Annotated in this window: 10 protein-coding genes; 8 read left to right on the top strand and 2 right to left on the bottom strand. The window is 58.6% G+C overall.

Annotated features, from left to right (window positions below; genetic code table 11):
• The first annotated feature begins 86 nt into the window (after positions 1–86).
• Positions 87–1,190 carry a GTP cyclohydrolase FolE2 gene (gene folE2 / locus ACR0AK_RS09180; protein ID WP_480793089.1) on the top strand — a complete coding sequence of 368 codons (1,104 nt, stop codon included), beginning with the start codon at positions 87–89 and terminating at the stop codon, positions 1,188–1,190.
• A gap of 334 nt (positions 1,191–1,524) precedes the next feature.
• Here folE2 and ACR0AK_RS09175 read toward each other — a convergent pair whose 3' ends face one another.
• Complete coding sequence (locus ACR0AK_RS09175) at positions 1,525–2,178, bottom strand: hypothetical protein (RefSeq protein ID WP_480793088.1); 654 nt, start codon at positions 2,176–2,178, stop codon at positions 1,525–1,527.
• Between ACR0AK_RS09175 and ACR0AK_RS09170 the strand changes: the two genes are divergently transcribed.
• On the top strand, positions 2,177–3,625 hold the full coding sequence (locus ACR0AK_RS09170; RefSeq protein WP_480793087.1) for a TrkH family potassium uptake protein: 1,449 nt from the start codon (positions 2,177–2,179) through the stop codon (positions 3,623–3,625). The two genes, ACR0AK_RS09175 and ACR0AK_RS09170, sit on opposite strands and share 2 nt — an antisense overlap.
• On the top strand, positions 3,625–5,199 hold the full coding sequence (locus ACR0AK_RS09165) for a thiamine pyrophosphate-binding protein (RefSeq protein WP_480793086.1): 1,575 nt from the start codon (positions 3,625–3,627) through the stop codon (positions 5,197–5,199). Before ACR0AK_RS09170 ends, ACR0AK_RS09165 begins: the two co-directional genes overlap by 1 nt.
• 54 nt (positions 5,200–5,253) lie before the next feature.
• Here the strand turns inward: ACR0AK_RS09165 and ACR0AK_RS09160 are convergent, their stop codons facing one another.
• A complete protein-coding gene (locus ACR0AK_RS09160) occupies positions 5,254–6,987 on the bottom strand; it encodes a serine protease (RefSeq protein WP_480793085.1) in 1,734 nt (577 codons plus the stop codon).
• Between the two features lie 205 nt (positions 6,988–7,192).
• On the opposite strand from ACR0AK_RS09160, the gene ACR0AK_RS09155 reads away from it, so the two are divergent.
• The 5 genes from ACR0AK_RS09155 to ACR0AK_RS09135 all read left to right on the top strand — a co-directional run bounded on the left by ACR0AK_RS09155 (position 7,193) and on the right by ACR0AK_RS09135 (position 15,066).
• A complete protein-coding gene (locus ACR0AK_RS09155; protein ID WP_170557969.1) occupies positions 7,193–8,122 on the top strand; it encodes a glycine--tRNA ligase subunit alpha in 930 nt (309 codons plus the stop codon).
• A 363-nt stretch (positions 8,123–8,485) separates the two neighbouring features.
• A complete protein-coding gene (locus tag ACR0AK_RS09150) occupies positions 8,486–9,010 on the top strand; it encodes a DUF6446 family protein (protein ID WP_480793084.1) in 525 nt (174 codons plus the stop codon).
• A gap of 7 nt (positions 9,011–9,017) precedes the next feature.
• Positions 9,018–10,232, top strand: a complete 1,215-nt coding sequence (gene gltS / locus ACR0AK_RS09145) for a sodium/glutamate symporter (protein ID WP_480793083.1) — start codon at positions 9,018–9,020, stop codon at positions 10,230–10,232.
• A 9-nt stretch (positions 10,233–10,241) separates the two neighbouring features.
• Positions 10,242–12,461: a glycine--tRNA ligase subunit beta gene (glyS, locus tag ACR0AK_RS09140; RefSeq protein WP_480793082.1), complete on the top strand. Its 2,220-nt coding sequence runs from the start codon at positions 10,242–10,244 to the stop codon at positions 12,459–12,461.
• A gap of 64 nt (positions 12,462–12,525) precedes the next feature.
• Complete coding sequence (locus ACR0AK_RS09135; protein ID WP_480793081.1) at positions 12,526–15,066, top strand: putative PEP-binding protein; 2,541 nt, start codon at positions 12,526–12,528, stop codon at positions 15,064–15,066.
• Positions 15,067–15,233 lie beyond the last annotated feature (167 nt).

The following is a 15,233-nucleotide window of genomic DNA, read 5'->3' as shown; positions in this document are numbered from 1 at the left end:
GGGCTGTGTTTTTCAGCGTATAAAGCTAAACTGAAAAGCAAGCCGAACCCGAATAATGTCCGGCGACCAACCGAGGAACCCGATCGATGAACGTGCACCCCCGCGACATTGAGGATATGCCCGACAATGACGAAGCCGCAGCCGCGTTGAAGACATTGCGCAAATGGGCCGAGTCCGCGACCGAGGCCGAGATCAGCCAGCTTGACCCGGCAATTGCGCGTCTTGTTCCTGGTCTGGTGCCCGTAAACTATCCGTCTCTGTCGCGCGAGTACCCAGAAGGCTTTACCGTTGACAGTACGTATCGCGCGACCTTGCCGGATCTGCAGAATGGCCCGTCCAGCCTGATCCGGGGCGCCAAGCAGCAAATCCAGCATGTTGGTATCTCGAACTTCCGTCTGCCGATCCGATTTCACCGCAAGAATGGCGATGATTTGGCGCTTGAGACCTCGGTTACTGGCACTGTCAGCCTTGATGCCGAAAAGAAGGGCATCAACATGTCCCGGATCATGCGCTCGTTCTACAAGCACGCCGAACGGACATTCAGCTTTGAGGTTATGGAGGCCGCGCTGGATGACTACATGACCGATCTGGACAGCTTTGATGCGCGCATTCAGATGCGGTTTTCCTACCCCGACCGGGTTCAAAGCCTGCGGTCCGGTCTGGAGGGGTACCAGTATTACGACATCGCGTTGGAGCTGGTCGAACAGGGTGGTGTGCGCCAGAAGATTATGCATCTGGATTACGTTTATTCCTCGACCTGCCCATGTTCGTTGGAGCTTAGCGAACATGCGCGTTCGACACGTGGACAGCTGGCAACGCCGCATTCCCAACGCTCGGTGGCGCGGATATCTGTGGTGGTCGACTGCGACACGGATTGTTTGTGGTTCGAAGATCTGATTGCCATCTGCCGCCGTGCCGTTCCGACCGAAACGCAGGTGATGGTCAAACGCGAGGATGAACAGGCCTTTGCCGAGCTAAATGCTGCCAATCCAATCTTTGTCGAAGATGCGGCCCGCTTGTTCTGTGCCGAATTGCTGGCCGATCACCATATCGGTGATTTCCGCGTGGTCGCAAGCCATCAGGAAAGCCTGCACAGCCATGATGCGGTTTCGGTTCTGACTGAAGGTCCGACCTTTGTATCGCCCAGTCTTGACCCACGGTTGTTCACCACCCTGTTCCACGTCGGGTGACGGGCAGAGTGGATCAATAAAGTATCAATACTAGACTAAAAGCGGTTTTCCGCCGCAGCGCGGCAATTCGTGCTGCATTCGCACAGTGGTTCACGTTACACTGATGCGGAATGCAGCCGTGGCTGGCGAATTTCTGTTCGTACGCCAGCCACACTGAAAGGAAGCTGAGACGTGCGACGCTCAGGACTTCATGACCGCTTGATCCGCCCGACTATTCGGGACGGGCAGGTCTTTTTACTCTTTTGCAGGCTGCATCGCTTTCAGAGGAGAACTAACGTATGAATCCAATTTCCCAACCGCTGGAGTTTCAGGCAGCAGCCATCCGAATGGCAGGCTATGCGGTTAGCAACCAGATGAAAATTATGCAGATTTTGACCCGTTCGGCGATGGAGTTGCCGTTTGTGTCGGTTAGTGCCCTGCACGTATCCGCTTCGGCCCCTACACCGGTTGCACCAACGGCAAAACCTGCGCCCAAGGCAAAACCAGTCGCAAAGGCGAAGCCCAAAGTGGTCGCCAAGCCCAAGCCTGCAGCTCGTAAGAAAGTTGCAGCAAAGCCCAAGGTCGAATCACCCAAAGCCACTGCGAATAAAACAGCGTCGGTGGCGGTCAAACCGGCCGAAGTCGCAGAAAAGCCCACAGTCACCCAAAAGCAGCCAGCGGCCAAACCAAAACCTGCGGCTGCGCCTGCAGTCGCCAAGAAAACACCTGCGCCGCAGCCTGCAGCAGTTGCAAAGCCAAAACCTGCGGCTGCGAACACCGCTGTGCCCAAGGCCCCGGCCAAACCAACGGCCCTCAAGCCAGTCGCACCTAAACCGGCACCTGCCAAAGTCGAAGCGGAAAAAACTGAGGTGGCGCAGACAGCCCAGGCGCGTCGAACGCGCGCCCCGTCCAAACCGCCCGCGATGCCCACATCGGCAGGCAAAACGGACGGGTAAAACCCGACACCGGCTTGACACAGTCGTGCAGGCGCGCCAACGCTGCGCCTCATGACGGATATGCGCCCGGTTGGATATGTGATTGGCCTATTGGTCGCCATTCTTGGGGCGACCATGATGCTGCCTATGATTGCGGACTTCATCGAAGGCCGGGGCGAGTGGCATGTTTTTCTTGAAAGCGCGGTCATCACAGTCCTCACTGGTGTCATTCTGGCGATGAGCTGCTCGAACGGCGTGGGCGAAGGTCTCACGATACGTCAGACCTTTTTGCTGACCACGGGCGTCTGGGTCGCGCTGCCGTTTTTCGGGGCTATCCCATTTCTGCTCGGCGAGACCGAACTGCGCTTTGTCGATGCCTATTTCGAGGCGATGTCCGGCCTGACGACAACCGGATCGACTGTGATTTCGGGCCTTGATGACCTGCCGCAGGGTTTGCTGTTGTGGCGTGGTCTGCTGCAATGGTTGGGCGGTATCGGCATCATTGTCGTGGCCATGGTTTTCCTGCCCGAGCTTCGGGTCGGGGGCATGCAGATCTTCCGCTCGGAAGGATTTGAAACCATGGGTAAAATCTTGCCGCGCGCGCAGGAAATCGCGGGTCAGATTTCACTTATCTATGTCTTTTTGACCGTTGTTTGCGCACTGGTATATGCCGGTCTTGGCATGGGCTTTTTTGATGCCGTGGTCCACGCGTTGACGACGATCTCAACGGGCGGGTTTTCGAATTATGACGCGTCTTTTGGTACCTTCTCGGGCCCGGCAGAATATGCGGCTGCTGTCTTCATGATCCTCGCTGCACTGCCGTTCGTGCGCTACGTCCAGTTCGCCAATGGCAATACTCGATCAATTTTCAGGGACAGCCAGATACGAACCTTTATGGTGACCATTCTTGTACTGGTGGTCATCATGGCCGTCTTTCTGACATCAGTGTTCCCGCATCATTGGGAACAGGCCGTACGTGAATCCCTGTTCAACATCACGTCGATCATTTCGGGCACCGGCTATGCCAGCGTTGATTACATGGCCTGGGGCAGTTTCCCGATCATGATGTTCTTTCTGATCGGCCTGATTGGCGGCTGCGCGGGCTCAACAGCCTGTTCCATCAAGATCTTCCGGTATCAACTGCTGTTTGCGTCGATCAAGACTCAGATCCGCCGTATCCGCTCACCCCACGGGGTGTTCACGCCGCAATACGATGGCCGCTCGATAGGCCCGGATGTTCTGACCTCGGTCATGAGTTTCTTCATGTTTTTCGTGGTTTCTCTGGGCGTTCTTGCCTGGGCGCTGGCGCTGACTGGATTGGATTTCATAACGGCCGTATCAGGAGCCGCGACCGCGCTGGCCAACGTCGGGCCAGGGCTGGGGGATAAGATCGGACCGGCGGGTAACTTTGCAGGGCTGAGCGACACAGCGAAGTGGCTGCTTTCGATCGGTATGCTTGTGGGTCGGCTTGAGCTTTTGGCCGTCTACGCTCTGTTCACTGTCCAGTTCTGGAGGAATTGATGAAAAGACCCCTTGGTGCGCAGATTTCGCATATGCTGCGGGATCGTGGAGTGGATGTGATCTTTGGTATTCCCGGCGTGCACAATCAGGAAATGTATCGTGGGATCGAAGAGGCTGGGATCACCCATGTGCTGGCCCGGCACGAGCAGGGTGCCGGGTTCATGGCCGACGGCTACGCTCGTGCGACCGGCAAGCCGGGTGTTGCTTATGTCATCACCGGACCTGGGCTGTGCAATATCATGACGCCGATGGGGCAGGCCTATACGGACTCAGTACCGATGCTCGTGATGTCCTCGTGTCTGGATGAAACGCAAGCCGTGCATGGTCAGCTACACCAGATGAAGGATCAACGCGCCGCAGCTGAAACCGTAACGGACTGGTCGCATCAGGCGAATACTGCTCAGGCCGCTTATGGTTTGGTCGAGCGGGCGTTTGAAGAGTTTGAACTCAGCCGTCCACGTCCAAAGCACATTCAGGTGCCGATTGCGCAACTTGAGGCAGATGCCGATCCCGCGCCGTTTCCAAATCAGCCGGGGCTACGCACAAAAGTCCTGCCGCCCGACCTTGCGCCGGTGATGTCCATGCTGAACATCGCGAAGCGTCCGCTGTTTATTCTGGGCGGTGGCGCACGGTCGAACCTGTGGCGGCAAATTCTGACTCAGTTGGGCGCCGCGTGTTTCACCACTTATGCGGGGCGTGGAATGGCGGGTCTGGTCTATGCTTTGGACTTTGGCGCCACGCTGCCGCGACCGGGCAGCGCCGATGTCATCGCCTCGGCCGACCTCGTAGTCGTTGTGGGCGCAGAATTGGGCGAGGTGGACCTTTGGCGTAACAAGCTCGGCAATTCGGCCAATCTTGTGCGCATCGACTTGGACCCGAAAGTTCTGTCTGATCACCACCGCGCTGCGGTGAAGTTGCAGGCGGATGGTGAAGGATTTGCCCATGCGCTTTGGGCGGCAATCGACAATGTCAAACCGGCAACCGGCTGGACAGCCCAGGAAGTAGCCAACGCCCGCACCCGTTGGCGGGCCGAAGTGGATGCCGAGCGACCGGGCATTGTTCCAGTGATGGATGCATTGCGCGAGGCTATGCCAGGCGACACCATGATCTATTCCGACATGACCCAGTTCGCTTATGTCGCCAAAGAGGTCTGGGATATGGCCTATCCCTACCATTGGCACCATCCGACCGGGTTCGGGACACTTGGTTACGCGCTGCCGGCCGGTATCGGCGGGGCCGTGGCGCGCCGAGGAAAACCAACAGCAGTGATCGCCGGTGATTACGGTTTTCACTATACGATGCAGGAACTTGGGGCGGCGGTTGAACTGGGCCTGTCTCTGCCAATTATCCTCTGGGATAATGGAAAGCTAAAAGAGATCGAGGAAAGTATGGTCCGGGGTCAGATCGCTCCGAATGCGGTCGTGGCGCGCAACCCGGATTTCTGCAAACTGGCCGAGGCCTTCGGTGCTTTGTCGTCCGCGCCCTCTAGTTTGGGCGAGATGCAACAGGCGGTCCGGTCGGCTTTTGCGACCCCGGTGCCGACATTGATCCGCGTCACTCCGGACATCCTTTAGCCAACAAAAAAGCGCCGCCCAATCGAGCGGCGCTTGGAACAATTTGGCGCGAATTCAGTCCCAGCAATGAACCAATACGGTCATCCCGGTTGCCCGACGGCTGAGTTCGTTCGGTGAGATCTGCGCCGTAGGCTGACCGGATTGACCGGATACCCCAGCCTTTGCCAGAACTTCGTTCAGGCTGCTCGCCGTGGCGGCTAGGCTGACCGAGGCGGGCAGGGTGCGGCCCTCGGTCGGCGTAGGCAACAGCATGCCAACAACCTGACCACTGCCGTCAAATACCGGCCCCCCCGCGTCGCCGGGTTGAGCTGCCAATGCGAGGCGTTTCACCCCGTCCTCACCGTTCAGGCCGCGCACATCTGCGATCTGACCATAAGTAAGCGTCGGTGCGCCCAATGCGCCCTGATACGAGAACCCGGACACCGCGACTTCGGATTGAATGCGCGGGGCATCGGCACTGAACTCTGCCACGTTAACTGGAACCAGATTACGATTGGGGCGCAGAACCGCGACACCCAGATCGGCGTCTGACGAAGCAACCTCAAACTCTTGATCGCCGTCAAGCGTGATCCGTGTACAGCTGTCTGCGGCCTCGAACACAGTTAGAACCGTGCCGCTGGCATCTGCGAAAAAGCCGGAACGCGACAGGCGCGGCGTGCGTACCTGCAGCCCGGAAACGAGGTCAATCCGCTGCTCGGCATTGGCACCCGCTGCTGAGTCCAGCACTGTGTCGGTTGCAGTAAAGCTGGCGCGCATCGCAGCCAGAACTCTGGCAAGGCGGTCGTCGTCACCTTCTGGCCAGACCAGAGTAAAGCCTTTGATCTGTCCGTCATCCAGCCGCGCTTCGCTGTGGGACACGATCCCATTGCCGCGTCCTTCCAGCGTAAAACTCTCGCCGCGCAGTTGCCGCAGGCCGTCCAGAGGAACGATTTCCAGCGACTGCATCACTTCGTAGAGGGCACGCAAGGTGGCCTTGTCGCCCTTCTGACTGATCAACAGGGCCTTGGCGTCCAAGTCGGTCGTGCCTTTGAAGTGAACAAACGGAGCCTCGTACCGGTCAAATGCGACGACACCCAGCGGCAGGTCCAGATCGATACCGGCCTGGGGGTCAGAGTAACGCTCCATCCCCACGCTTAGAAGGGGGGCGTTGAAATCGTCCATAAGAGCTTTGCGCTGTGCGGTTGTCAGAACGCCGGTTGCCTCAAAGCCATTGAATCGCTGCCAGTCGCCCATAGACCTGCGCGTGCCCTGGCCAAAGGCCCCGTCGATCGTTGAATTGTAAAAACCCGCGGCCTGTAGGGCGGTTTGCAAGTCCATACGCTCTTGCGTGCTAAGAAGGCGTTCGCTTTGCAGCGCCTGCGAGCGTGTCTCGTCCGAGGCCTGCGGGGTCAAACCCACAACCGGCTGTTCAGGCTGCGGTTCAACTGGCGGCGCCACGACGCCCCGGTCCAGAATGTTCACACCAACCGGCCAGAATTGCTGACCTAGCGCGCTTGAAAACGCGATGTAGCTATCCGCGGGGATTTGCCCCTCGGCTCGGTATACGCTCAAGACCTGCTCAGCGTCGTTACGCAAATATGGTCCGATAACAATGGCATACCATCCAGAGTTCAAGCGAAAACCGTTTACGTCAGGTAGGGTGCTGGCATAGGCCTGCGCACGTTCCTGCGCTTCGCGTAGTGAAGGCTGCGCCTCGACTTGCACCCAGACGCCTGCGTCCTGCTGTGCAAATACAGCGCGCGCGCCGATGAGAAAAAGAAACAAAATTGCCGTTAATATGCGAGTCATTGTCTGCCCGTGTCCGCAGTGTTTTATCTTTGCCGGACACTACGCGAATTCCTGCACCGAAAGCCATGCCCGGAATACGGGGAATTTCCAGTGTGGCGGCGCAGTGACAGCATAAGCCTTGCGGCCCGTTGACGCCCAACGGCCCCTTGCATAGGAAGGACAAAACCCAACGGAACCGGGCGCAGTGGCGTCCAAAGGGAATGTCATGACCGACCAGTCCAGCGCACCACGTTCTTTTCAAGAGATTATCTTGCGGCTTCAGACCTATTGGGCCTCGAAAGGCTGCGCCATTCTACAGCCATATGACATGGAGGTTGGGGCAGGTACGTTCCACCCGGCCACTACCTTGCGTGCTTTGGGCTCGAAAGCGTGGGCTGCGGCCTATGTTCAGCCGTCGCGCCGCCCCACGGATGGACGGTACGGTGAAAACCCCAACCGGTTGCAGCATTACTATCAATACCAGGTTCTGATCAAACCGAGCCCGCCGGATCTGCAGGAACTGTATCTGGGGTCGCTCGAGGCGATTGGCATCGATATGAACCTGCACGACATTCGTTTTGTCGAGGATGACTGGGAAAGCCCAACCTTGGGTGCTTGGGGTTTGGGTTGGGAAGTCTGGTGTGACGGCATGGAAGTCAGCCAGTTCACCTATTTCCAGCAGGTCGGTGGCCATGATTGCGCACCGGTTTCGGGCGAGCTGACCTATGGTCTGGAGCGTCTGGCCATGTATGTGCTGGGCATCGATCACGTGATGGACATGCCCTTCAACGACCCGCAATCGCCAAGCCCGCTTACCTACGGCGAAATATTTAAGCAGACCGAAGAGGAATACGCCCGTTGGAACTTTGACGTGGCCAATACCGAGGTTCTGCTGCGTCACTTCGAAGAGGCCGAGGCCGAATGCGCGGCCATTCTCGCGCAGGACCATGACGACCCGAAGACCGGCAAACGCATCGTCATGGCACATCCGGCCTATGATCAGTGCATCAAGGCCAGCCATGTTTTCAATCTGCTGGATGCGCGCGGCGTTATTTCGGTGACGGAGCGTCAGGCCTATATTGGCCGCGTCCGGGCCTTGGCGAAACAATGTGCGGATGCGTTCCTGCTGACCGAGGCCGCCGGGTTCGAGGCCTGATGTGCCTCTCAGCTCAGCCCGGGCAGCAGGAAACTAAGGCCAACTGCCTCGCTCAAATCATCGATGTTGACGCCGTACAGGTCCAGCGTTTGTTGTCCCGTAGCCGCAAAAGCGGTGGCGGGGATCAGGCAAAAGAGCGTCGTTTTTGTCGTGACGTAACGCTGATCGGCCGGGAAAAATCCGACCGTGACGCAAAGAAGTCTGGTGGGTTGGTGACCGGGTTCGCAATAGCAAAAAACGCGCCGAAGAAACCTCTGGCAAGGGTGCAGCCCGTCCCGAAAGTCTCGTTGAGACCTGTGATCAATTGGAATCTGTACTACTTACCGATCGTGAAAAAGGCATCGTGAGCAGAAGGAAAAGACGATGACAGGAAAAGTGCTTGCGATCATACTTCTGATCTCCGCAGCGGCGGCCGGGTTCGGGATGTATTACTTGCAGATCTACGGGTTTTATTATGACGTTGAACACAATCCCGGACAGGACGTCTTGTTAATGACAGAAGGGGCCGAGGCACCCGCACCGATTTCCTACAGCGCGTTTCGGGCTATCGACGCAGACAGCTCACCTATCCGCTATCGTGCTTGTTTCGAAACCGATCTGACCCCAGCGCAGATTGAAGAAACCTATGTCGTGGTCAAGGATGCAGAGCCACTGACCGCACCCGGGTGGTTCGATTGCTTTGACGCTGTGGCGGTCGCAGATGCGCTGAAATCAGGTGAGGCCAGGGCATTTTTGGGCGCGAAGAATATCCACTTTGGCGTGGACCGTATCGTTGCCGTCACAAATGACGGCAAAGGCTATGTTTGGCACGCGCTGAACAATTGCGGGGAAAAGGCCTATGACGGCACTGTAATTGGCGAAGAATGCCCGGACCGGCCACAGAATTGAGGATGGGATGACTGCCGAGACCTTACAGATACCTGACTTTCTGACGGCCACGTTGGGGTTTGCGGTCTATTTGCTGGGGGCAGAGATCAATGCGCGTGTTACTGCGTTGCGCCAGTTCAACATTCCGGAACCTGTCACGGGTGGGTTGCTGGCCTCGCTGGTCGTGCTGGCGTTGTATCTGGTTTTTGATCTTGAGCTGTCCTTTGATCTGGCCACCCGGGACTTCCTTTTGGTGGTGTTCTTTGCTGGCATCGGGCTGAACGCGCGGATTTCCGATTTGATATCAGGTGGCAAGCCCTTGTTTTTGCTTTTGATCCTGACATTGGTGACGATCGTCGCGCAAAACGGTATCGGGGCGATTGGGGCGACGATGTTTGGGTACCCGGCGCAGGCTGGGGTTTTGTTCGGCTCGGCATCTCTGATCGGCGGGCACGGAACTGCGATTGCCTGGGCTCCAGAAGTTGCCGAGGCTACCGGTCTGGACGGCGCAACCGAGCTAGGCGTTGCCGTTGCAACACTTGGGTTGGTTCTGGCTGCTTTGATTGGCGGACCGATTGCGCGGCTTTTGGTCGAAGGGCGCAACCTCAGCCCTGCACGCCCCGACGAGGATCACACAGTGGGGCTTCCCACTGACGACGATGACGCGTCCAGCAAGATCGACCATCTGTCGATCATGCGGGTTCTCCTGTTCCTCAACCTGGCAATCATCGCGGGATACTCGCTGGGCGAGGTAATCAGCGCCGCCGGTTTGAAGCTGCCGCTTTTCGTGCCCTGCCTGATCATGGGCATCGTGATCGCGAACCTCCGCGCCTGGCTTGCGCCCAGCAGGCCACCGGTAGAACGCACGCCTTCGCTGGCGCTGATCTCTGAATTTTCGCTGGGCGCGTTTCTGGCGATGTCACTGATGAGCCTGCAGCTTTGGACCATCGCGGAACTCGGTCTTGCCATTGTGGTCATCATGTCCGCCCAGACGCTGTTCACGGTGGCCTTTGTGATCTGGGTTCTGTTTCCTGTCATGGGCTCCAACTACCGCGCTGCCGTTCTGGCAGCCGGGTTCGGAGGCTTTGCCCTGGGTGCAACCCCGACCGCCATCGCAAATATGACCGCTGTCACCAAACGATATGGCCCATCGCCTATTGCTTTTATCGTATTGCCCCTTGTATCCGCATTCTTTGTGGATATCGCTAATGCCATCGTCATTCAGACGATCGTAAATTTCTAAGGACCGAATATGCCCGACCTGCTGATCGAATTGTTTTCCGAGGAAATCCCAGCGCGCATGCAGACCCGCGCCGGTGAAGACCTGAAAAAGCGGATCACCGATGGTCTGGTCGAGGCCGGTTTGGCCTACGCCTCTGCCGCTACTCTGACAACGCCGCGCCGCCTGACGCTGGCGGTCGAAGGGTTGCTTTCAGAAAGCCCCATGATCCGCGAGGAACGCAAGGGTCCGAAAGTTGGTGCTCCGGATAAAGCCATCGAAGGTTTCCTGCGGGGCGCAGGTCTGACCCGCGATCAACTTGAAGAGCGTGAAACACCCAAAGGCGCGGTTTATTTCGCCACCATCGAAAAGGCAGGACGCCCGGCAGCTGAAATCGTTGCAGAAGTGCTTGAGGCGACGATCCGTAACTTCCCCTGGCCGAAATCCATGCGCTGGGGAAGTGGCGGTTTGCGCTGGGTGCGCCCGCTGCATTCCATCCTTTGCATTTTGACCGATGAGGCCGGTGCGCAGGTTGTGCCGATGGAAATCGACGGCATCAAGTCCGGCGATACCACCGAGGGTCACCGTTTCATGGCGCCGGGTCCGTTCGCCGTGTCGTCCTTTGAGGACTACGCCGCCAAGCTGAAACGCGCATTCGTTGTGCTGTCGCCTGCAGAACGCGCTGAGCATATTTGGAACGACGCCCAGAACCTTGCCTTTGCGGCGGGTCTGGAAGTGGTCGACGACAAGGGCCTGCTGGCCGAGGTTGCCGGCCTAGTCGAGTGGCCGGTTGTCCTGATGGGGCGGATCGACGACGAGTTCCTGGAGTTGCCACCCGAGGTGCTGCAGACTTCGATGAAGGAGCATCAGAAATTCTTCTCGGTCCGCAATCCCAAAACCGGCCGGATCGAACAGTTCATTACTGTTGCAAACCGCGAAACCACCGATAATGGCGCGACTATTCTGGCAGGCAACCAAAAGGTTCTGTCGGCGCGTCTGGCGGATGCCAAGTTCTTCTGGGAGAACGACCTGCGCGTGGCCAAATCGGATATCGCCCAATGGACCCGCGCGTTGGAGAATGTGACCTTCCATAACAAGCTGGGCACACAGGCCGAGCGGATCGACCGTATTGCGGCATTGGCCCGAGAATTGGCGGAAGTAACTGGCGCAGATGCAGATCAGGTTGAGACGGCCGCGCGACTGGCCAAAGCGGATCTGAGTTCCGAGATGGTCTATGAATTCCCCGAACTTCAGGGACTTATGGGGCGGTACTACATTGAGGCCGCAGGCGAAGATGCCGCCGTGGCCGCCGTTGCGCAGGAGCATTACTCGCCACTCGGCCCTTCGGACGACGTGCCGACTGCGCCGTTGTCGGTGACCGTGGCGCTGGCCGACAAGCTGGACACGCTGACCGGCTTCTGGGCGATTGACGAGAAGCCGACCGGATCGAAGGACCCGTTTGCTCTACGTCGTGCAGCGTTGGGCGCGACGCGGTTGATACTGGAAAACGATTTGCGTCTAAGCTTGGATCGGTTCTTTGATAGCCAATTGGTCCGGGCAGAAGGCGCCATCAATGACGCGTTGTCGAAATCAAATGTCGAGGACCTGCTAGAAGAAATCGCGGATCACGGCGTCTTCGGCGCAGCGTTCAAAGCGGTCAAAGACAATCTCGGCGAAAAGCCGACCGCTGAATTTCTTGGGTTGGAGAAGAAAGTCCCAGACGCGTCCGATGACCTGCTTTCTTTCTTCCACGACCGCCTCAAAACCTTCCTCCGCGATGAAGGCATCCGCCACGACATCATCGACGCCTGCATCGCGATGGACGGCAATGACGACCTGAACCTGCTGGTCAAACGCGCCCGCGCGCTGAACGCGGTGATCGCGACTGAGGACGGTGAAAACCTCGTGCAGGGGTTCAAACGCGCGAACAACATTCTGACCCAGGCCGAGGAAAAGGACGGGGTCGAGTACTCATATGGTGCGGATATCAAGTTTGCGGAAACCGATAGCGAAAAAGCCCTCTTCGGTGCACTTGAGGCCACGCAGGCCCAGATCGACCCGGCCTTGAAAGCCGAAGATTTCCCGAGCGCGATGTCGGCTATGGCAGGTTTGCGCGGTCCGGTCGATGCGTTTTTCGAGGATGTTCAGGTCAACACCGACAATGACATCCTGCGCCGTAACCGGTTGAACCTGCTGAGCCAGATCCGTCAGGTCTGCTCCAGTGTTGCTGATCTGAGCCGCATCGAAGGCTGATCCAGAACGCCCTTGCGCCATTGGTGCAGGGGCTTATGCTGCGTGCAAACCAAAAGGTGCCGCAGTGCAGAATAATCCGCATACCACACTTATCACGTCCGAAGCGCCCGTAGCCGCCAACACACATGGCGGGCGGGCAAAATGCTTGCAGCGTCTTGTTCGGCTAGACCTGCCAGTCCCACGGACGGTTGCGTTGTCCTTTGATGCGGTTCATCAGATATCGGACGGGCAGGTGCCAGATATCGTAGCCATTCTGGAGCAGTTCGATCAGACCGCGCTGCTTTGTGTCCGGCCCAGTTCCGAGGACCCTGATTGGGGCGGTCCCGGCGCCATTCTGAACATCGGCATGAATGATGCGCGCTATGTCGACCTGTCGGATTCGATGGGTGTCGAGGCCGCAGCCGCGCTGTATTTGCGGTTTGTCCAAAGCTATGCGGTGCACGTGGCGCGGCTGGACCCGGACGTATTTGATGAGATCGAAGCGGATGGGCGCGAAGGTCTGCAGGAGTCCCTGCGCGCATACGAAGACGAGACGGACGAAGCCTTTCCGCAAGATCGCGGCGAGCAGCTGATCGCCGTTCTGCGTTCGATGGCGCGAGCGTGGGAGGGCACCTCGGCCCGATTGTTGCGTCAGGCCAAGGGCGCCCCGGCAGATGCAGGCTTGGGGCTTGTGATCCAGGAGATGATCCCCGGCGTCGGGCAGGGCGAGTGCGGATCGGGCGTGTTGCAACTGATTGATCCGGCCACCGGATTGCCTCAGCTGACCGGTCGTTATCTGAGCCAGAGCCAGGGGCGGGATGCGCTGGGAGAGGGCGTCGCAGCGCTTTATCTGGAAAAGGACCCGCGCGGAGTGTCTCTGGAGGACGTCGCGCCCGAGGCTTTTGCCGAACTCAAGGCCCATGCGGCGCTGATGCGGGTCAAGCTGCGCGAGGAGATGCAGGTCGAATTCGTGATCGAAAACGGTCATGTGCACATTTTGGATGGCGTGCGAGTGCAACGCAGTGCCCGGGCCGCGATGCGCATCGCCGTGCGACTGGCCGAAGATGGCATCATCCCGCCGCAAGAGGCGGTGATGCGGGTTGATCCGCATTCGCTGAACGAGTTGCTGCACCGTCAGGTGCACCCGGATGCGGAGCGGGACACTCTGACCACCGGCATTGCAGCCAGCCCGGGTGCTGCGACAGGCAAGATCGTGTTCACCTCGGCTGAGGCACAAGCCAGCGCTGCGCGCGGGGAACCTTGTATTCTGGTGCGGCGCGAGACCTCTCCGGAAGATGTGCGGGGTATGCACGCTGCGGTGGCCGTGCTGACCGAAAAGGGCGGGATGACCAGCCACGCGGCCGTGATTGGCCGGGGTTTGGGTCTGCCGTGTATCGTTGGCGCGTCCGAGATGCGGTTTCAGACCAAGAAAAAGCAGCTGACCGCACCGGATGGGCGTGTCTTCAAAACGGGCGACACGGTGACGATCGACGGCAGCTCGGGGCAGGTGCTGGCTGGGCAGCCGACCATGCTTGAGGCCGCGCTGGACGACTGCTTCCAGACCCTTATGGGCTGGGCCGATGAGGAACGCGACATCGCAATTCGCGCCAATGCGGATACGCCCGCCGACGCGCAGACAGCGCGGAACTTCATGGCGCAGGGGATCGGTCTCTGCCGTACAGAACATATGTTCTTTGATCCCGGCCGCCTGATCGTGATGCGCGAGATGATCTTTGCGCAAACCTCATCCGGTCGCGCAGCTGTGTTGGAACGTCTGTTGCCGATGCAGCGCGACGACTTCGCCCAGCTGTTTCGGATTATGGAAGGTCAGCCGGTCTGTATTCGTCTGTTCGACCCACCGTTGCACGAATTTTTGCCCACCACGCGCACTGGGCAACGCGAACTCGCCGAAGCGCTGGACCTGCCGGTTTCTGACGTGGAGCGGCGGGTAGCGGAAATGACCGAGTACAACCCGATGTTGGGCCTACGGGGTGTGCGTCTGGGTGTGACAGTTCCCGAAATCTATGACATGCAGGCGCGCGCAATTTTTGAGGCCACGCTTGAGGCCAGCAAAGATGGCGCACCTGTCGTGCCCGAGGTGATGATTCCTCTGGTATCCGCCAAGCGCGAGGTCGAACTGGTCAAGGCGCGCATCGATTCGGTTGCAGCATCCGTTGCAGCAGAGCATGGGCAAGAGTTCGAATACCGGTTGGGCGTGATGGTCGAAACCCCGCGGGCCTGCTTGCGTGCGGATGAGATCGCTCCGCAGACATCGTTCCTGAGTTTTGGCACCAACGACCTGACCCAGATGACCTACGGCTTGTCTCGCGATGATGCGGGTCGGTTTATGTCGGCTTACGTGCGGCAAGGCGTGTTCGTAGAAGACCCGTTTCATGTGCTGGACGCAGACGGTGTCGGTGAGCTGCTTAAACTTGGGGCTGAGCGCGGTCGGCAAGCGCAGCCCGACGTGACCCTATCGGTTTGCGGCGAACATGGCGGTAACCCCGAATCAATCGCTATTTGCCGGGAATTGGGCTTTGACTATGTGTCCTGCTCACCCTTCCGGGTGCCCGTCGCTCGGCTGGCTGCCGCTCAACTTGCAATTTCGTCCAGACTTGGGGGTTGACAGAAGGCCAGCACTCAAGAATTAGTAGGAGACAGAGAGCGCCGTCGTCAAATATTGTTGACGAAACGGCGATTTTCCACTTGCTTTTTCGTCAGAACTGGACGTCGCCGTTTGAATTCGGTATGAGCCTCATCGCGCCCGCCGGGGGAGGGTCTGGCGCTGAATGT

Source organism: Ruegeria sp. BI12 (assembly GCF_056537985.1).
The sequence above is the reverse complement of the archived record's forward strand: the minus strand, read 5'-3'. Positions and strand labels throughout refer to the sequence as shown.